19 protein-coding genes are annotated in these 18,160 nt (G+C 62.2%); 1 reads left to right on the top strand and 18 read right to left on the bottom strand.

The window, feature by feature from the left end; genetic code table 11:
* Positions 1 to 2: 2 nt before the first annotated feature.
* Positions 3 to 428 carry a hypothetical protein gene (locus LPA35_RS16930; protein WP_055398232.1) on the bottom strand — a complete coding sequence of 142 codons (426 nt, stop codon included), beginning with the start codon at positions 426 to 428 and terminating at the stop codon, positions 3 to 5.
* Between the two features lie 20 nt (positions 429 to 448).
* Positions 449 to 1,621, bottom strand: coding sequence for a glutamine-hydrolyzing carbamoyl-phosphate synthase small subunit (carA, locus tag LPA35_RS16925; protein WP_228897750.1), 1,173 nt, complete (start codon positions 1,619 to 1,621; stop codon positions 449 to 451).
* A gap of 288 nt (positions 1,622 to 1,909) precedes the next feature.
* Between carA and LPA35_RS16920 the strand changes: the two genes are divergently transcribed.
* The gene (locus tag LPA35_RS16920) at positions 1,910 to 2,725 is read left to right on the top strand and encodes a hypothetical protein (RefSeq protein WP_228897749.1); all 816 of its coding nucleotides are present in this window, start codon (positions 1,910 to 1,912) and stop codon (positions 2,723 to 2,725) included.
* A 58-nt stretch (positions 2,726 to 2,783) separates the two neighbouring features.
* On the opposite strand, the gene LPA35_RS16915 is transcribed toward LPA35_RS16920, so the two are convergent.
* The 16 genes from LPA35_RS16915 to rpsB form a co-directional block, all read right to left on the bottom strand.
* Positions 2,784 to 3,557 (bottom strand): RNA methyltransferase, encoded by a 774-nt coding sequence (locus LPA35_RS16915; protein WP_218300311.1) that lies wholly within the window; start codon positions 3,555 to 3,557, stop codon positions 2,784 to 2,786.
* A gap of 12 nt (positions 3,558 to 3,569) precedes the next feature.
* Entirely contained in the window at positions 3,570 to 4,196 is a 627-nt protein-coding gene (gene rnhB / locus LPA35_RS16910; protein ID WP_055398236.1) for a ribonuclease HII, read from the bottom strand.
* Positions 4,162 to 5,325 (bottom strand): lipid-A-disaccharide synthase, encoded by a 1,164-nt coding sequence (lpxB, locus tag LPA35_RS16905; RefSeq protein WP_228897748.1) that lies wholly within the window; start codon positions 5,323 to 5,325, stop codon positions 4,162 to 4,164. Before lpxB ends, rnhB begins: the two co-directional genes overlap by 35 nt.
* A gap of 10 nt (positions 5,326 to 5,335) precedes the next feature.
* Positions 5,336 to 6,124: an acyl-ACP--UDP-N-acetylglucosamine O-acyltransferase gene (gene lpxA / locus LPA35_RS16900; protein WP_176886401.1), complete on the bottom strand. Its 789-nt coding sequence runs from the start codon at positions 6,122 to 6,124 to the stop codon at positions 5,336 to 5,338.
* A gap of 21 nt (positions 6,125 to 6,145) precedes the next feature.
* Positions 6,146 to 6,586, bottom strand: a complete 441-nt coding sequence (fabZ, locus tag LPA35_RS16895; protein WP_010457855.1) for a 3-hydroxyacyl-ACP dehydratase FabZ — start codon at positions 6,584 to 6,586, stop codon at positions 6,146 to 6,148.
* Positions 6,587 to 6,602: 16 nt separating this feature from the next.
* A complete protein-coding gene (gene lpxD / locus LPA35_RS16890) occupies positions 6,603 to 7,586 on the bottom strand; it encodes a UDP-3-O-(3-hydroxymyristoyl)glucosamine N-acyltransferase (RefSeq protein WP_228897747.1) in 984 nt (327 codons plus the stop codon).
* Between the two features lie 24 nt (positions 7,587 to 7,610).
* Positions 7,611 to 8,132, bottom strand: coding sequence for an OmpH family outer membrane protein (locus LPA35_RS16885; RefSeq protein ID WP_121505967.1), 522 nt, complete (start codon positions 8,130 to 8,132; stop codon positions 7,611 to 7,613).
* Entirely contained in the window at positions 8,132 to 10,429 is a 2,298-nt protein-coding gene (gene bamA / locus LPA35_RS16880; RefSeq protein WP_121420548.1) for an outer membrane protein assembly factor BamA, read from the bottom strand. Before bamA ends, LPA35_RS16885 begins: the two co-directional genes overlap by 1 nt.
* Before the next feature lie 45 nt (positions 10,430 to 10,474).
* The gene (rseP, locus tag LPA35_RS16875; RefSeq protein ID WP_228897746.1) at positions 10,475 to 11,839 is read right to left on the bottom strand and encodes an RIP metalloprotease RseP; all 1,365 of its coding nucleotides are present in this window, start codon (positions 11,837 to 11,839) and stop codon (positions 10,475 to 10,477) included.
* 26 nt (positions 11,840 to 11,865) lie between these two features.
* Positions 11,866 to 13,047 carry a 1-deoxy-D-xylulose-5-phosphate reductoisomerase gene (gene ispC / locus LPA35_RS16870; RefSeq protein WP_228897745.1) on the bottom strand — a complete coding sequence of 394 codons (1,182 nt, stop codon included), beginning with the start codon at positions 13,045 to 13,047 and terminating at the stop codon, positions 11,866 to 11,868.
* Positions 13,044 to 13,898 carry a phosphatidate cytidylyltransferase gene (locus LPA35_RS16865; protein WP_228897744.1) on the bottom strand — a complete coding sequence of 285 codons (855 nt, stop codon included), beginning with the start codon at positions 13,896 to 13,898 and terminating at the stop codon, positions 13,044 to 13,046. Before LPA35_RS16865 ends, ispC begins: the two co-directional genes overlap by 4 nt.
* Before the next feature lie 27 nt (positions 13,899 to 13,925).
* Complete coding sequence (gene uppS, locus LPA35_RS16860) at positions 13,926 to 14,657, bottom strand: polyprenyl diphosphate synthase (RefSeq protein WP_228897743.1); 732 nt, start codon at positions 14,655 to 14,657, stop codon at positions 13,926 to 13,928.
* 289 nt (positions 14,658 to 14,946) lie between these two features.
* Positions 14,947 to 15,507 (bottom strand): ribosome recycling factor, encoded by a 561-nt coding sequence (gene frr / locus LPA35_RS16855; RefSeq protein ID WP_055398246.1) that lies wholly within the window; start codon positions 15,505 to 15,507, stop codon positions 14,947 to 14,949.
* A 51-nt stretch (positions 15,508 to 15,558) separates the two neighbouring features.
* Positions 15,559 to 16,281: a UMP kinase gene (gene pyrH / locus LPA35_RS16850; RefSeq protein ID WP_010457839.1), complete on the bottom strand. Its 723-nt coding sequence runs from the start codon at positions 16,279 to 16,281 to the stop codon at positions 15,559 to 15,561.
* A gap of 56 nt (positions 16,282 to 16,337) precedes the next feature.
* Entirely contained in the window at positions 16,338 to 17,264 is a 927-nt protein-coding gene (gene tsf, locus LPA35_RS16845; RefSeq protein ID WP_228897742.1) for a translation elongation factor Ts, read from the bottom strand.
* A 106-nt stretch (positions 17,265 to 17,370) separates the two neighbouring features.
* A complete protein-coding gene (gene rpsB / locus LPA35_RS16840; RefSeq protein WP_055398248.1) occupies positions 17,371 to 18,123 on the bottom strand; it encodes a 30S ribosomal protein S2 in 753 nt (250 codons plus the stop codon).
* Between the last annotated feature and the right edge of the window lie 37 nt (positions 18,124 to 18,160).

Below are 18,160 nucleotides of genomic sequence, written 5' to 3'. Positions count from 1 at the left end.
GATCAGTCGATCGTGGGTTCGGCTGCCTGGGGGCTGGGGGTTGGGGCAGAGGCTGCTGTTGCATCTGCGGGCAAACGCCGCTGGGTCAACTTGGCAAGCAGCGCCTCGGCGCGTGCGGGAGGAAGGTTCTTCTGCATCAGCTGCAGCAGGCCGTCGCCCTGGATCAGTGGGCGCAAGACTTCTTCTTCCGCGTCATAAAACGTCACTTCCCACTCCTGCAGCAGCTCTGCAAAGGCGGCATCGTCCAGCGTCTTGCCCTTGGCCACGAGCGTGACGAGCGGCATGGCCTTGTTCTCGACGAACGCTTTCTTGTAGGGCTTTTGCGCCCAACGTTCCGTGAACCACTCACGGTGGGGCGAAGGCAGGGTCAGGACACGCTTGTGGATCGCCTTTTCCAGCGATGCAAGGGGGAAGCTGAACAGTTTCATGGTGCTGTTTCCTTCCGCGCTTAACCGGCTTTTGCCGCGCGCATGGCGTCGGTGAAGCGGTCAAAGAGGTATGCGATGTCGTGCGGACCTGGGGATGCCTCAGGATGCCCCTGGAAACAGAAAGCGGGCTTGTCCTTGTGGACCAGCCCTTGCAGCGTGCCGTCAAACAGGCTGACGTGCGTGGCGCGCAGATGGGCGGGCAGCGATTCCATGTCCACCGCAAAACCGTGGTTCTGGCTCGTAATGCTCACGCGGCCCGTATCCAGGTCCTTCACCGGGTGGTTGGCACCATGGTGGCTGTGGGTCATCTTGAAGGTCTTGGCACCAGCAGCCAGGGCCATGATCTGGTGCCCCAGGCAGATGCCGAACGTGGGCATGCCACTGTCCACAATCGTGCGGGTCGCGGCGATGGCGTAGTCGCAAGGCTCTGGGTCGCCAGGGCCGTTGGACAGAAAAACACCATCGGGCTTGAGAGCCAGCACATCAGCGGCCGGCGTCTTCGCGGGCACCACGGTGACCTTGCAGCCACGTTCCGCCAGCATGCGCAGGATGTTCTTCTTCACGCCGAAGTCGTACGCCACCACGTGAAACTGTGGGGCCGACAGTTCGCCGTAGCCAGTACCCAGTTTCCACTCTGTCTGCGTCCACTCATAACGCGCTGCCGTGGTCACCACCTGGGCCAGGTCCAGCCCGGCCATGTTGGGGGCCGCCTTGGCCTTGGCGATGGCTTCGTCGATGAGCGCCTGCGTGATAGCCTGCCCTGCGGCAAGGCCGATGATGGTGCCGTTTTGCGCACCCTTGCTGCGCAGCAGGCGCGTGAGCTTTCGGGTGTCGATGTTGGCGATGGCAACGGTCTTCTCACGCACGAGGTACTGCGAGAGCGTTTCCGTGGAGCGGAAGTTGCTTGCCAGCAGCGGCAGGTCTTTGATGATCAGGCCTGCGGCGTGGACCTTGTCGGCTTCGATGTCCTCCACATTGACGCCGTAGTTGCCGATGTGCGGATACGTGAGGGTCACGATCTGCTGGCAGTAGCTCGGGTCGGTGAGGATTTCCTGGTAGCCGGTGATGGCGGTGTTGAACACCACTTCGCCGACGGTGGTGCCGGTGGCACCAATCGAATTGCCGATAAAGACCGTGCCGTCTGCGAGCGCCAGGATGGCGGGCGGGAAGTTTCCCTGTAGAGACAAAAGCACTGGGTTCTCCGGATGGTTACGGTCGCCCGGCGCCTGCAGTCCACTCGTGCACGCAAAGGTACGCAAGTGCTGGTGGCTGCTCTCAGATGGGTTGTTGCTTTGGGTGCGGTCGGGCGACGCTGTTGCGAGAAAAGCTCCCGATTATATCCTTCATGGCGCGCTCACCAACAAATGCGCGTCTTGCATAACCTTGTTACGTAAGCAAGTGTTCCAGGCATTTCAGAGGACAACAGGCGCCCTAGACTTCGCCCCGTTTCCCCACCGCCCCCACTCCAAAGACTGATCCCGATGCGCATTTTTCTCCGACCCCTTGCCCTTTCCCTGGCGGGCCTGTGTGCCGCCATGGCCGCTCAGGCCCTGGAGCTGGCGAAATACCCCCAGGTCTTCGTGGCGCCCCAGGGCGTTGAAGTCGTGCTGGCTCCCACCGCAGACGGCAAGCAGGCCCTGGTGCGAGTGAGTGGCATCAACGACCCCATCGATCAGGTCGTCTTCCTGAGCCAGTTGGAGCAACGGGGCTCGGCGCGCGAGGTATACGCCACCACGCTCGATGGCCGCAGCTACGGTCTGCTGCAAAAGCAGAACCAGGCTTATCGCAATGGCGACCACTATTTGGTGTACCTGCCAGGCAAGCGCGATGGCGTGCCACTGGCCTTCAGCGAAGAAAAGAGCAAGGCCTTCAAGCTGGCAGACCTGCTGGCCAGCTACAAAGGCCAACAAAAGCAGGGCCTGCAGGACAAGCTGGCCCGCTTTGACCGCAACAAGCGCCTGGCCAGCGTGCAGGCCGAACTGGCCAAGGCCGACCAGGACGCCACCGCTGCATGCGGTACGCCAGTGAAGACCAACGTTGACTGGGCCACGATTGACGACGAGAAACTCCAGTCGCTGAGCATCGGCAGCTTCTGCGGCGTGGTGGCATCAGAGCTGGAGTCCATGTGCCGCAACACCCCCGCCTTCAAAAGCACGGCACCCGGCCTGGGCGTGGTGCAATGCAAGTTCGCGCCGCAGCTGAAAATCCGGGTGGAGAACCAGCAGGTGCTGTTCAGCACGGAGAAGGACGCCCCCAACCAGGAAGAATTCGTGCGCCAGTTCCTGCGCAATCTCTAAAAAAGTGAGGCGCTCCGCCCCCCTGAGATCTGCTGGAAACGATCAAGAAGCGGTGGCTTCAGCGCCCGGCGCCGCTCGCATGCAGGCAGATCGCTGCAGCGGCCGCCACATTGAGCGACTCTTCGCCGCCCGGTTGTGCAATGCGGATGCGCAGAGCGGCACGCTCTTCCAGTGCAGGGGAAACGCCCTGCCCTTCGTGGCCCAACACCCATGCACACGGCCAGGGCAAGGCGGCACGGTGCAACCAGTCTCCGGCGTGCGAGCTGGTCACAAGCATGGGCACCTGCAGCGATTGAAGCTCGCCGTGCTCTACGCCCTCGATCAGGTCCAGCGCGAAATGCGCACCCATGCCCGCCCGCAGCACCTTGGGGGACCACAATGCGGCGCTGCCCTTGATAGCCACCACCTGCCGGAACCCGAACGCGGACGCACTGCGCAGGATGGAGCCCACATTCCCAGCGTCCTGCACACGGTCCAGCACCACGGTCGCCGCACCCGGATGCACCGCAGCGGGCGCGGGCAAATCCATGATGAAACCCATCCGAGCGGGCGACTCCAGCCCACTGATGTCGGCAAACAGTGCGTCAGCAATTACTATGATTTTCATAGCATTTTGCGCCCACTCTACCTGCGCCAGCGGCCAAAAAGACTCTGAAAACACCGCAATGGATGCGCGCTGGCCACGCTCCAGGGCCGCGCGGCAGAGGTGATCGCCCTCCAGCCAAACCCGGCCTTGCTTGCGGTAGGCCGTGGTGTCCTGCGCAAGACGGCGCAGGTCTTTCACGAACGTGTTGTCCCGCGAATGGATGGTGGTGATCGAGGAGGATGTCATGGGTGGGCAGGTTCAGCCGCGCAGATTCTGCGCCACGGGCGCAAAGGAACGCCGGTGGTGGACGCACGCGCCGTGCTCGCGCAGGGCCGCCATGTGCACCGCCGTGCCATAGCCTTTGTGGCCCGCAAATCCGTATTGGGGAAATTCTTCATGCACCTGCACACACCAGCGGTCACGGTGCACCTTGGCCAGGATGGACGCGGCCGAGATGGCCGGCACCAGCGCATCGCCCTTGACGATGGCCTCAGCCTGAATGTCGAGCGTGGGCAGCCGATTGCCATCGACGAGGACCATGACGGGCTTCAGGCGCAGCCCCATCACGGCCCGCCGCATGGCCAGCATCGTGGCCTGCAGGATGTTGAGCTGATCGATCTCTTCCACGCTGGCCTCGGCAATGCTGCAGCACAGCGCCTTGGCGCGGATTTCGTCGTAGAGCTTTTCGCGCCGGGCGGGCGTGAGCTTCTTGGAGTCAGCCAGGCCTGCGATGGGATGCAGATCGTCCAGGATGACTGCAGCAGCCACCACAGGCCCCGCCAGCGGGCCACGGCCCGCTTCATCCACGCCGGCCACAAGGCCTGGCGGGTGCCAGGGCAGGCAGGCCTGTTCAGGCAGCGGGATGGAGGATTTTCTGGATCGCATCGGCAGCCAGTTGGGGAGTGTTGCGGCGCAGGCTCTCGTGCAGCGCCGTAAAGCGCTGCTCCAGGGCCGCGATTTTTTCGGGATGGTGCTGGCGGGCATCCAGCCATTGGAGTGTTGCCGCACAAAGCGCCTGGGGTGTCGCGGCATCCTGGATCAGCTCGGGCACCACGAAGTCGCCACACAGGATGTTGGGCAAGCCCACCCAGGGCTGCAACTGCTTGCGGCGCATAAGCCACCAGCTCAATGGGTGCATGTGGTAGCCAATGACCATGGGGCGCTTGAACAGGGCCGCCTCCAGCGTGGCGGTGCCACTGGCGATCAGCGTGGTGTCGCAGGCTGCGAGCACGGCGTGGGATTGCCCGGAAACGATTTGCACCACACCGCCCAGCCCAGCGGCCTGCGCTGCCTGCACGATGCGTTCGCGCAGCGCTGGCACGGCAGGCACTATCAATTTAATAGCTGGTCGCGCTTTTCTGACAAGCGCTGCAGCCTCAAAGAAGGGTTGAGTGATGTAGGCGATCTCCGAAGAACGGCTGCCCGGCAGAATGGCCAGCACCTCGTCCGTATCCTGCAGCCCGAGCTGCGCACGGGCCGCAGCGCGGTCCGGCACCATGGGAATCACACCTGCCAGCGGGTGCCCCACGTAGGTGGCGGCGATGCCATGCCGCGCGAGCAGTTCAGGCTCGAACGGAAAGATACACAACACATGATCAGCGCTGCGGCGAATCTTCTCGACGCGTTCCGCGCGCCAGGCCCAGATGGAGGGGCACACGAAATGCACCGTCTTGATGCCCGCAGCGCGCAAGTCAGCTTCCAGCCCCAGGTTGAAATCAGGGGCATCCACACCGATGAAGACATCCGGGCGGTCCTTGAGCAACCGCTCACGCAGTTGCTTGCGGATGCCCAGCAACTCGCGCAGGCGGCGCAGCACTTCCATGCTGTAGCCATGCACGGCCAACTTCTCGCTGGGCCACCAAGCATCAAAACCCCGGCGTTGCATTTGCGGGCCACCAATGCCGCAGGTCTGCAGGTCTGGCCAATGGGCCTGCATGCCGTCGATCAACAGACCAGCCAGCAGATCGCCCGATGTCTCGCCCGCCACCATGGCGACGCGGGGGGAAGCAGCCATCACCCAGCCCTCAGCGCGCTATGCCGCGCGTGGCGTCGGCCAGGAACCGCTCCATCATCGCGGCATCCTCGCTGGCCTGCGGTGAGGACTGCACCAGCTCAGCAATGGCGGCACGTGCAGCCTCCAGCGTAAGGCCCTGACGGTAGATCAGCTTGTGCATCTGCTTGACAGCAGCAATGCGCTCAGGCGAGAAGCCGCGGCGGCGCAGCCCCACCACGTTATAGCCCCGCACGGCCAGCGGGTTGCCATCCACCAGCATGAAGGGGGGCACGTCCTGCGACACTGCGCTGGCAAAGCCCACCATGGCATGCGCCCCGACCTTGACGAACTGGTGGATGCCGGTAAGCCCGCCCACCGTCACCCAATCGCCCAGGTGGACATGGCCTGCCAGGGTGGTGTTGTTGGCCAGCGTGGTGTGGTTGCCCACATGGCAATCATGGGCGATGTGGGTGTACGCCATGATCCAGTTGTCGTCCCCCACCGTGGTGATGCCACCGGCCTGGGGCACACCGAGGTTCAGGGTGCAGAACTCGCGGATGGTGTTGCGGTCGCCGATGACCAGTTCGGTAGGCTCGCCCGCATATTTCTTGTCCTGCGGGATGGCGCCGATGGAGTTGAACTGAAAGATGCGGTTGTCGGCGCCAATCGTCGTGCGCCCGTCAATGACGCAATGTGCGCCGACCGTCGTGCCAGCACCGATCGACACATGCTCACCAATAACCGCATACGGTCCCACCGTGACCGAAGGGTCCAGGCGTGCGCCGTCCGCAACAATGGCAGTGGGATGAATATTGCTCACGATCCAACAGGCCCGGGTCGGTCAACCCACGCTGCGCATGGTGCACATGAGTTCGGCCTCGCAGGCCACCTCTTCGCCCACGCTGGCCACGCCCTTGAACTTCCAGATGCCGCCACGAACGCGATCGATGGTGATGCTCAGGATCAACTGGTCGCCGGGCTCCACCGGGCGCTTGAAACGCGCGCCATCAATGCCCACAAAGTAGTAGATATTGTTCTCATCGGGCACCTTGCCCATGGCATCAAACGCCAGCAAGCCCGCAGCCTGGGCCAGCGCTTCCAGGATCAACACACCCGGCATCACGGGACGTCCGGGGAAATGCCCCATGAAATAGGGCTCATTGAACGTCACGTTCTTGATGGCCTTGATGCGGGTGTTGCTCTCAAGCTCGATCACTTTGTCCACCAGCAGGAACGGGTAGCGGTGGGGCAGTTGCTTGAGAATTGCGTGAATATCCATCATCGAGTTGTTCTTCCGTTCATGCTGCCTTGAGAGCCTGCTCAAGCGCCTTGATGCGCTCCCGCAAGCTGTGCAGTTGTTTGAGTGTTGCAGCGTTTTTTTCCCAGCGCGCATTGTCGTCGATGGGAAACATGCCCGTGTATTGCCCAGGCCGCGTGAGCGAGCGTGTGACCACCGTAGCTGCCGAGATATGCACGTTGTCGGCCAGCTCCAGATGGCCCAGCACAATCGCCCCGCCGCCCACAGTGCAGTGCGCGCCAATGGTCGCGCTGCCAGCCACCCCCACACACCCAGCCATGGCCGAGTGCTTGCCGATGCGCACGTTGTGGCCGATCTGGATCAGGTTGTCGAGCTTGACACCATCTTCGATGACCGTGTCCTGCAGCGCGCCCCGGTCGATGCAGGTGTTGGCGCCGATCTCGACGTCGTCTCCGATGCGCACGGCACCGAGCTGTTCGATCTTGACCCACTGCCCTTGCTCGGGCGCAAAGCCAAAACCATCCGCGCCGATCACCACACCGGCGTGCACGATGCAACGCGCGCCGATGGTGCAATCCTCGCCCACGGTCACACGCGACTTGAGGATGGTCCCCGCACCCACCTGCGCTCCACGCTCCACCACACACAGCGGCCCAATGGTCGCAGTGGGGTGCACCTGTGCCGTGGGATCTACCACGGCACTGGCGTGTACCCCCGCGCGCTGCGCTGGCGCATTGCGTTGCCGCCACAACTGGGTGGCACGCGCGAAATACACGTAGGGGTTGTCCGACACGATGCAGGCACCACGTGCCAGAGCGGCATCGCGCATGGCAGGCGCCACAATGACACAGGCCGCCCGGGAGGCGGCCAGTTGCTGTTGGTAGCGGGGGTTGCTCAGGAAACTGAGATCTCCCGGCCCGGCAACCTCCAGGGGCGCGATGCGGGAGATGACGACATCCCGTGTCACACCTCCTTCCAGCGAGCCACCGAGCGCATCAACTATGTGCCCAAGAAGCAAGCTCACGCGCCACCTGTCCAGGGCTGTGGCTTACTTGCCAGCAGAGGCATTCAGCGCCTTGATCACCTTGTCGGTGATGTCATGCTTGGGGTTGATGTAGACGGCCTCCTGGAGGATCACGTCGTACTTCTCGGCTTCAGCCACCTGCTTGACCACCTTGTTCGCACGTTCGAGCACCTGGGACAGCTCCTCGTTCTTGCGGGCGCTCAGGTCTTCCTGGAACTCGCGGCGCTTGCGCTGGAATTCACGGTCCTGGTCCACCAGCTGGCGCTGGCGGGTCGTGCGCTGGCTTTCAGCCATCGTGGGGGCTTCGCGTTCGAATTTCTCTGTGGCGGTCTTCAGGGTACTGCCCATGTCCACCAGTTCTTTCTCGCGACGGGAGAACTCCTGCTCCAGCTTGGCCTGTGCAGCCTTGGCAGTGCTGGCCTCACGGAAGATGCGGTCTGTATTGACAAAACCGGCTTTGAACGACTCTTGAGCTTGCGCAGGGGCAGCCACGGCCAGGGAGCCAAGCAGCAGAGCCAAAGAGATATGGCGAGAAATGGATTTCATTAGAAAGACGTTCCAATCTGGAATTGCAGTTTCTGGATTCTATCGCCGGCGAACTTGCGCACCGGTTGCGCAAAAGCCAGACGCAAAGGACCGAGCGGGGAAATCCAGCTCAAGCCCAGGCCCACGGAAGAACGCATGTCACTGAAGGTAACTTTTTCGTTTTCTCCGTACACATTACCCACGTCAAAGAAGGTGAATACACGCAGCGTCCGGTCGTTCCCTGCACCCGGGAACGGCGCGATCAGCTCCGCGTTCAGCGTCACCTTCTTTGGCCCCCCCAAAGAGGCCCCCGTCACGTCGCGCGGACCCAGGGTACCCTGGTCAAAGCCACGCACCGAGCCCAACCCGCCCGAATAGAAATTCTTGAACACCGGGAACGGCCGGCCATTCATGCCCTTGCCGATACCCACCTCGCCATTGAAGGCGATGGTGAAACGTTTGTTCAGCGGTACGTACTGCTGGTACTGGTAGTTGGCCCGCACATAGCGAGCATCCCCAGCCACCGACCATTCTGAATTGAGGCGCTGATAGCGGCCGGAATTCGGTGCCAGAGCGCTGTCGCGGTCGTCCCGCGACCAACCGATCGTCAGAGGAATGGAGGTGCTGCTGTAGCCAAACTGGTCGGCATAAGCCAGGTAGGTGGCGGGAATGTTCGTACCCGCCTTGATCTTGGTCTGCTCCAGCCCACCGCCAAAGAACACGGTATCGGTTTCACTGAACGGAACACCGAATCGCACCGACGTGCCGGTGGTCACCAACTCGTAGTTACCGCCCTGGTCTTCGTATGGCTTGTCCGTGCGGTAGTACACGTCCAGCGTGCGAGAAATGCCGTCGGGCGTGAAGTACGGATTGGTGGTGCTGAACACGAGCGTGCGGCGGTACTTGCTGGTGTTGACATCAATGCCCAGGTAGTTGCCAGAGCCAAAAATGTTCTCTTGCTTGATACCAAACGACAGCGACACCTTTTCGGCGCTGGAAAAACCCACTCCCATCTGCAGCGACCCGGTGGGTTTTTCTGCCACGTTGATCACCAGGTCCACCTGGTCTGGAGAGCCCGGGACCTCCTGGGTCTCCACATTGACCTCGGTGAAGAAGCCCAGGCGGTCCACGCGATCACGCGACAGGCGGATTTTTTCACCGTCGTACCAGGAGGCTTCGTACTGGCGGAACTCGCGGCGGATCACTTCGTCGCGTGTGCGGTTGTTGCCGCTCACATTGATGCGGCGCACATAGGCACGGCGCGAGGGCTCCGCCTGCAGAACAAAAGCAACGCGGTTGTTTTCGCGGTCAATCTCTGGCACGGCTTCTACCCGCGCGAACGCAAAGCCAAACCGGGAGAAATACTCGGAAAACGCCTTGGTCGTTTCAGTGACCTGGTCCGCGTTATAGGGTTCACCAGGGCGAATGGTGACCAGGGACTTGAACTCATCTTCACGGTCCAGGTAGTTGCCTTCCAGCTTCACGCCAGACACCACATAGCGCTCACCTTCGGTCACATTGACAGTGATGGAAATGTCCTGCTTGTCGGGCGAAATAGCGACCTGGGTGGAATCGACACGGAATTCCAGATAGCCGCGCTGCAGGTAGTAGGAGCGCAGGGTTTCCAGATCGGCGTTGAGCTTGGCACGTGAATAGCGGTCCGACTTGGTGTACCAGCTGAGCCAGCCACCGGTGTCCTGATCAAACAGGCCTTTGAGCGTGGATTCGCTGAAGGCCTTGTTGCCAACAATGCGTACTTCCTTGATGCGGGCGGGATCGCCTTCGACCACGGTGAAAGTCAGGTTGACACGATTGCGCTCGATCGGGGTCACGGTCGTGACGACCTCGGCGCCATAGAGGCTCTTGTTGATGTACTGGCGCTTGAGTTCCTGCTCGGCACGGTCGGTCAGCGCCTTGTCATAGGGACGACCTTCGGTCAGCCCGACATCGCGCATGGCCTTCTTCAGCGCGTCCTTGTCAAACTCGCGGGTCCCGGCGAAATCCACGTCGGCCACAGTGGGGCGCTCCTCCACCACAACCACCAGCACATTGCCAGTCGCCTCCAGGCGCACGTCCTTGAACAGGCCCAGACCGAAAAGTGCGCGAATGGCAGCTGCGCCCTTCTCGTCGTTGTAGTCGTCACCAACCCGCAGTGGCATGGAGGCAAACACGGTGCCGGGCTCGACGCGCTGCAGCCCCTCGACGCGGATGTCCTGCACCTTGAAAGGCTCCAGAGCCCATGCCGCATTGGCGGCAAAAATCATGGCTGCAACGGCCGATGCGGTACGCACGCCCAGGCGATTGATGTGTTTTTTCATGAATGAAGCTGGCGCCGCAGTTGCAGGGCAAGCGCGGCAAAAGTGTTAGCCAAAAAGCCGAGTGATATCGTTGAACAGGGCAATGGACATCATGAGAAGCAAGACCGCAACGCCTCCACGCTGCAGGCGCTCCATCCACGCGTCTGAAACCCCCCTGCCTGTGACACCCTCCCAAAGATAATACATCAGGTGCCCTCCGTCCAAGACGGGCAGCGGCAGGAGGTTGAGCACGCCCAGGCTCACGCTGATCAGGGCGAGGAAAACGAGGTACTGCGTCAGGCCCAGGCTGGCAGAACGCCCAGCATAGTCGGCGATGGTCAAGGGCCCGCTGATGTTCTTGAGAGATGCCTCACCAATCACCATGCGGCCCATCATGCGCAGCGTCAATACCGACACATCCCAGGTCTTGACCACACCGGCCCAAGCCCCTTCCAACACGCCATATTCAACGGTCACGAAATCAGGTGGAGCGCCAACGTAGGCCCCAATGCGGCCTATGGTCGCGCCCAGTTCCGGCTTGGCCTCCGGCAAAACATCCAAGGTCAGCACCTGCCCCGCGCGATCCACGCGCCAAGGCTGGGCCAGTGGCTCGCTGCCACGCACGGACTGCCGGATCAACTCGCGCAGCTGCTGGCCATCCACCACATCGATGGCGCCAATCTTGAGCACCACATCTCCCTGGCGCAATCCGGCGCGCGCAGCGGCTCCGTCAGGCATGACCTCGCCAAGCACCGGACGTGTCCATGGCCCCAGAATGCCTATTTTGCGAAACAGCTGGGCGTCTGCTTCGCGGCTGTCGATCTTCGACATGTCCAGCACAATTTCCCGGTGTGCAGCCCCCGACTGTGGCTGCACATCCAGGCGCACGTTCACCCCCTCCAGGGCACCGCGAGTAAGCAGCCAGCGCAAATCTTCAAACGACCGCACGGGTTCCAGGTCGTCAGAACCCAACGCTGCCTGCACGACCAGTTCACCGCCACGCAGGCCCGCGCTCTGCGCCACGGAACCAGCCACCGGGCTGGCCAGGACCGCCTTGGGCTCCTCCACCCCGTTCCAGTTGACGATGGAATACAGCAGCACGGCCAGCAGCAGATTCGCAACGGGGCCTGCGGCCACGATGGCAGCGCGAGACCGCAGAGGTTGGGTGTTGAAGGCCAGATGCCGCTCTTCGGGGGGCACAGGCGCTTCCCGCTCGTCCAGCATGCGCACGTATCCACCCAGCGGAAACGCCCCCAGGACAAACTCCGTGGGCGAGCCCTTGGGTTGCCAGCGCAGCAGCGGGTTGCCAAAGCCCACCGAGAAGCGCAGCACCTTCACTCCGCACGCCACGGCCACCCGGTAGTGGCCGTATTCGTGTACGGCAATCAGAAGGCCGAGGGCCACGATGAAGGCAACGATGGTGAGGAGCATGTGCGGGTCCGTGTTGCGGTGGAAACTCAGGCCGCCAGGCGGTCTGCAGCTTGCTCAGCGGCATTGCGTGCTCGGCTGTCCAGGTCCAGCAACGCTTCGAGCGAATTGGGCTTGGAGGGGGAAACCGCCTCCAAAGTTGCAAGATTCACGGCATGAATATGGTCAAAACGAAGCCGCCCAGACAAGAACGCTCCCACAGCCACCTCATTGGCAGCATTCAATACGGCCGTCGTCCCCTCGGCGGCTTTCAGCGCTTGCCAGGACAGGTGCAAACCCGGGAAGCGGTGGGCATCAGCATCTTCAAACGCCAGCGCGGACAGGGTCGAAAAATCCAGTGTGCTCGCACCACTCGCAATGCGCTCCGGCCAGGCCAGGCCGCAGGCAATGGGCACGCGCATGTCGGGCGTTCCCAATTGAGCCAGGATCGATGCATCCTTGAACTGCACCATGGAATGGATGATCTGCTGCGGATGGATCACCACCTTGATCTGGTCCGGGTGCAGATCGAACAGCCAGCGGGCCTCGATGACTTCGAGCGCCTTGTTCATCATCGTGGCCGAATCCACCGAAATCTTGCGCCCCATCGAGAAATTGGGGTGCGCACAGGCCTGGGCAGGTGTGATCTCAGCCAGCGTGGACGGGTCGCGTTGCCGAAACGGCCCCCCGGATGCCGTCAGCAAAATGCTGTCCACCCGTTGCGCCCAAGTGGCAGGATCTTCTGGCAGGCACTGAAAGATGGCGGAGTGTTCGCTATCGATGGGCAACAGCGTCGCCCGACCCTCGCGCACCGTCTGCATGAACAACCCGCCGCCAACCACCAGCGCTTCCTTGTTGGCCAGCAGCAACCTCTTGCCCGCGCGCGCAGCCGCCAGACACGGTGCGAGACCCGCAGCGCCCACAATGGCCGCCATCACCGCATCTACTTCATCGTGTGACGCTATCAATTCAAGAGCATCTTGCGCTTGAAGGACCTGCGTTGGAAGGCTATTGGCCACTAATTTTTCAGCCAGAAGCGCCGCATGAGGCGTGCTCGCCATCACCGCGAAGCGAGGACGGAACTGTGCACACTGCGCCAGCAGAAGATCGACCTGGGTGGCAGCGCTGAGCGCAAAAACTTCGAAGCGATCGGGATGGCGGGCCACCACATCCAGCGTGCTGGTGCCAATGGAGCCGGTGGAACCGAGGACGGTGATTTGTTGTTTCTTCATGGAGTCGTCAGGCTCGTGAGCATCATGGCCAGGGGGAGCGTGGGCAGCAGAGCATCCACGCGGTCGAGCACACCACCGTGTCCGGGCAACAGGCCGCTGCTGTCCTTGACACCGGCGCTGCGCTTGATGAGGGACTCCACGAGATCTCCCGACACACTCATGGCCACCATGAACACCGCGGCAAGCACCAGCATCCACCAGCCTTGTAGCGCCATTCGGCTGTAAAAACTGGGCACAGCCGCCTGCCAGTGCGCATCGGCCGCTACCCAGACGAAGGCCATGACCACCACGCCCGCCAAACCGCCCCACACGCCCTCCCAACTTTTGCCAGGACTGATCGAAGGGGCCAGCTTGCCTTTTGTGAAGCGCAGGCCAAAAGCGCGGCCAGCGAAATAAGCAAAGATGTCTGCGACCCACACCAGGAGCAGCACCGACAGCAGAAAATTGATACCCACATTGCGCGCCTGCACTACGGCGAGCCAAGCGAGCCACAGCGCCAATACCCCGGCCACCAGGCGCACTCCACCCGGAATGCGGGGCCAACCAGGCACCCCTGCCTTGAGCAGCCAGGCAGCCGCCAAGACCCACAGCCCCCCGCCCACCACCCACAGGGCGGTCAACGGACGATCGACCCAGCCCAGGGCCCACGAACCCGCACACAGTGCGACACAAGCAGCGCCCACGGTGAGAGAGCCGGCCTGGCCAAAACCGCTCAGACGCCCCCACTCCCAGGCACCCGCCGCCATGAGCACCAACACGACCACGGTGAAGGGCACCGTGGATGGGTAAAAAAGCGCCGGCAGCAAAATGGCCAGCAGGACAAGGGCTGTGATAACGCGCTGCTTGAGCATGGGGCCTTTCAGAACCTGTTCAGGTTCTTAGCCCGGCATCGGCTGGGGATGCGCGGACAGGATTTGTTCGGAGGTTTTGCCAAAACGGCGCTCGCGGCTACCGAAGGCAGCAATCGCCTCGTCCAGCGCCGACTCATCGAAATCCGGCCACAACCGGTCGCTGAAGAAAAACTCGGAGTATGCGGCCTGCCACAGCAAAAAGTTGCTGATCCGCATTTCCCCGCCGGTGCGAATCACCAGGTCCGGATCGGGCACATGGGCCATGCCCATCGCACCCTGCAGGCTGGCCTCGGTGATAGGCTCACCCCGTGCCGCCAGCGACGCTGCTGCCTGGGCAATGTCCCAGCGGCCACCGTAGTTGAAACACACGTTGAGCACCAGGCGGGTGTTTTCAGCCGTAGCGGCTTCTGCCTGCGCCAGGCCATCGCGGACCTTCTGCGAAAGACCCGCACGCTCACCCACGAAATACAGGCGCACGCCATCCTTCTTGAGTTGCGGCACTTCGCGCGCCAGCGCCATCGCCAACAGTTCCATGAGGCCAGAGACCTCGTCGGCGGGGCGGTTCCAGTTTTCGGAGGAGAACGCAAACACCGTGAGTACAGCCACACCGCGCTGCACGCAGGCGCGTGCACAGCGGCGCAGTGAATCTACGCCTTGCTTGTGGCCCGCCAGGCGCGGCAAAAAACGGCGCGTGGCCCAGCGGCCGTTGCCATCCATGACGATGGCAATGTGGTGCGGCACCAACGAAGAGTCAGCCATGTGAATGTTCAAGCCCTGGGGCCTAGAGCGTGTGATGCACTTTTAAGTGCCCGCGAAAGTCGGGGAAAGGCCCGGCAACTAGGCGCAGGACGCGCCGCGGTATGAATACCGCAAGCGGCTTGCAACGACGTAGCCGGGCCTTTCCCCGACTTTCCCAAAGGGTTGGCCCCACACGCAGGCACTCGCGGTGCTGCAGCGCTTGCCAAGGCCGGGGCCTTGCCTGCGCACCGCGCCTTGCGATCACCTGCGTGTGGGGCCAACGCGGGTACGTAAAAGCGCATAACACGCTCTAGACCGCCATGATTTCCTGCTCTTTGGCGGCCACCAGCGCATCGATCTCGGCGATATGCTTATCGGTGAACTTCTGCACGTCGGTTTCGGCGCGCTTCTGGTCGTCCTCGGAGGCCAGCTTGTCCTTGACGAGCTTCTTGACGGACTCGTTGGCATCGCGGCGCAGGTTGCGCACGGCAATCTTGGCGCTCTCGCCCTCGTTGCGGGCGAGCTTGGTCATTTCCTTGCGGCGCTCTTCGCTCATGGGGGGCATGGGCACGCGGATCAGGTCGCCCATGGAGGCAGGGTTCAGGCCCAGGTCGCTTTCGCGGATGGCCTTCTCGATCTTGGCGCCCATGCCCTTTTCCCAGGGCTGCACGCTGATGGTGCGCGAATCGATCAGCGCCACGTTGGCCACCTGGCTCAGGGGCACCAAGGAGCCGTAATACTCGACCTGGACGGTATCGAGCAACGCCGGGTTGGCACGGCCGGTGCGGATCTTCTGCAGGTTGTTCTTGAAAGCCGAGATGGACTGGTCCATCTTGGTTTCTGCATTTTTCTTGATGTCGGCAATCGTCATGTTTTCTCCTGGGCGCCCGCCTGCATCGTGGGCAGGCCTCGGCCATTGTCGTCAAGCGTAAACCAGCGTACCTTCGTCTTCACCCATCACCACACGCTTCAGGGCGCCGTGCTTGATGATGGAGAACACCCGCACGGGCAGCTTCTGGTCGCGGCACAGGGCAAACGCGGTCGCATCCATGATGCCCAGATTGCGGGACATGGCCTCGTCAAAGCTGAGCTTCGTATAACGCGTGGCCGTGGGGTCCTTCTGGGGGTCGGCAGTATAAACGCCGTCCACCTTGGTGGCCTTGAGCACCAGTTCAGCACCGATTTCGGCACCGCGCAACGCTGCGGCGGTGTCGGTGGTGAAGAAAGGATTGCCTGTGCCGGCCGCAAACACGACGACCTTGCCCTCTTCAAGATACTGCAGCGCCTTGGGGCGCACATAGGGCTCAACCACCTGCTCGATGGCAATGGCGGACATCACTCGGGCCACCAGGCCCTGCTTGTCCATGGCGTCTGCCAGGGCCAGGGCGTTCATCACGGTGGCCAGCATGCCCATGTAGTCGGCGGTGGCACGGTCCATCCCGACCGAGCCCCCGGCGACACCACGGAAGATGTTGCCCCCACCGATCACCACGGCCACCTGGACACCCAGGCGGGTCACTTCGGCGATCTCCTCGACCATGCGCACGATGGTGGCGCGGTTGATACCGAAGGCGTCATCCCCCATCAGCGCCTCACCAGACAGCTTGAGCAAAATGCGCTTGTGGGCTGGTGCAGCGTTGGACATGGGAAATTTCTCCGGTAAGTGGTACGAGGCTTTGGTGGGGTGGTTACAGGGAACGATCAGGCAGCAGCCTTGGCAGCAGCCACCTGGGCAGCCACTTCGGCAGCAAAGTCGTCCACCTTCTTCTCGATGCCTTCGCCCACCACGTACAGCGTGAAACCCTTCACGTTGGTGTTGGCAGCCTTGAGCATCTGGGCCACGGTTTGCTTGCCGTCGGCAGCCTTCACGAAGACCTGGTCGGCCAGCGAGACTTCCTTGAGGTACTTCTGCACAGCGCCGTCGATGCGCTTGGCCGTGATGTCAGCGCTTTGTGCAGGCTTGCCGGCAGCCACGAGCTCCTTGTTGGCTTCGTCGGCCTTGCCTTCTGCGACCGAGCGCTCCTTGGCGATCAGGTCGGCAGGCACGTCGGCGCTGGTCAGCGCAACGGGCTTCATGGCGGCCACGTGCATGGCAACGTCCTTGGCGGCGGTGGCGTCACCGTCGAACTCGACGACCACACCGATGCGCGAGCCGTGCAAGTAGGCTGCCAGGTTGGAGCCGCTGAAGCGCTTGAAGCGGCGGAAGGACATGTTCTCGCCGATCTTGCCGATCAGGCCCTTGCGCACGTCTTCCAGCGTGGGGCCGAAGCTGTCTTGGCTATAGGGCAGCGCGCCCAAGGCTTCGACGGTGGCGGGGTTGTGTTCAGCCACCAGCTTGGCAGCGGCGTTGGCCATGGCGATGAAGCTGTCGTTCTTGGAGACGAAGTCGGTTTCGCTGTTGACTTCCACCAGGGCACCGGTGGTGCCGTCGATGTAGCTGGCGACCACGCCTTCAGCCGTGATACGAGATGCAGCCTTGCCAGCCTTGGTGCCCAGCTTGACGCGCAGCAGCTCTTCAGCCTTGGCCATGTCGCCGTCAGCTTCCGTCAGCGCCTTCTTGCATTCCATCATCGGAGCGTCGGTCTTGCCACGCAGTTCAGCAACCATGCTTGCGGTAATTGCAGCCATCTTTGTTCCTTCAGTGTTCAGTTCAGTCAGTTCAGATTCGGGCTAAAAAAAAGGGGGCTCACCAGGGGCCCCGCTTTTGTTCGCGACGGATCGCGCAGCCGGGCTATCAGGCAGCGGCTTCTTGCACTTCCACGAATTCGTCGGTGCTCTCTGCAGTAGCAGCCTTCACGACTTCATTCACGGCGTTGGCACGGCCTTCGATGATCGCGTCAGCGATGCCACGGGCGTACAGCGTCACAGCCTTGGCCGAGTCGTCGTTGCCAGGGATCACGTAGTCGATGCCTTCAGGCGAGTGGTTGGTATCGACCACACCAATCAGCGGGATGCCCAGCTTCTTGGCTTCGGCAACGGCGATCTTGTGGAAGCCCACGTCGATGATGAAGATGGCATCGGGCAGAGCAGCCATGTCCTGAATGCCGCCGATATCCTTTTCGAGCTTCTCGATTTCGCGGGAGAACGTCAGTTGCTCCTTCTTGCTCAGGCTGTCGAGGCCAGCTTCTTGCTGGGCCTTCATGTCCTTGAGGCGCTTGATCGAGGTCTTCACGGTCTTGAAGTTCGTCAGCATGCCGCCCAGCCAGCGCTGATCCACGAAAGGCACGCCAGCGCGTTGCGCTTCGGTGGCCAGGATTTCACGGGCTTGGCGCTTCGTGCCGACCATCAGGATCGTGCCGCGGTTGGCAGCCAGTTGCTTGGCGAACTTTTGGGCTTCCTGGAACAGTGGCAGCGACTTTTCCAGGTTGATGATGTGAATCTTGTTGCGATGGCCGAAGATGTAGGGGGCCATCTTGGGGTTCCAGAAGCGGGTTTGGTGACCGAAGTGGACACCGGCTTCCAGCATTTCGCGCATGGTAACGGACATAAAAATACTCCAAAGGTTAGGTCTAAAATCAGCCCCA

Origin of the sequence: Acidovorax sp. Leaf73, assembly GCF_916855635.1 — a bacterium.
Classification (GTDB): domain Bacteria; phylum Pseudomonadota; class Gammaproteobacteria; order Burkholderiales; family Burkholderiaceae_C; genus Acidovorax; species Acidovorax facilis.
This window is presented reverse-complemented; position numbering and strand designations above follow the sequence as displayed.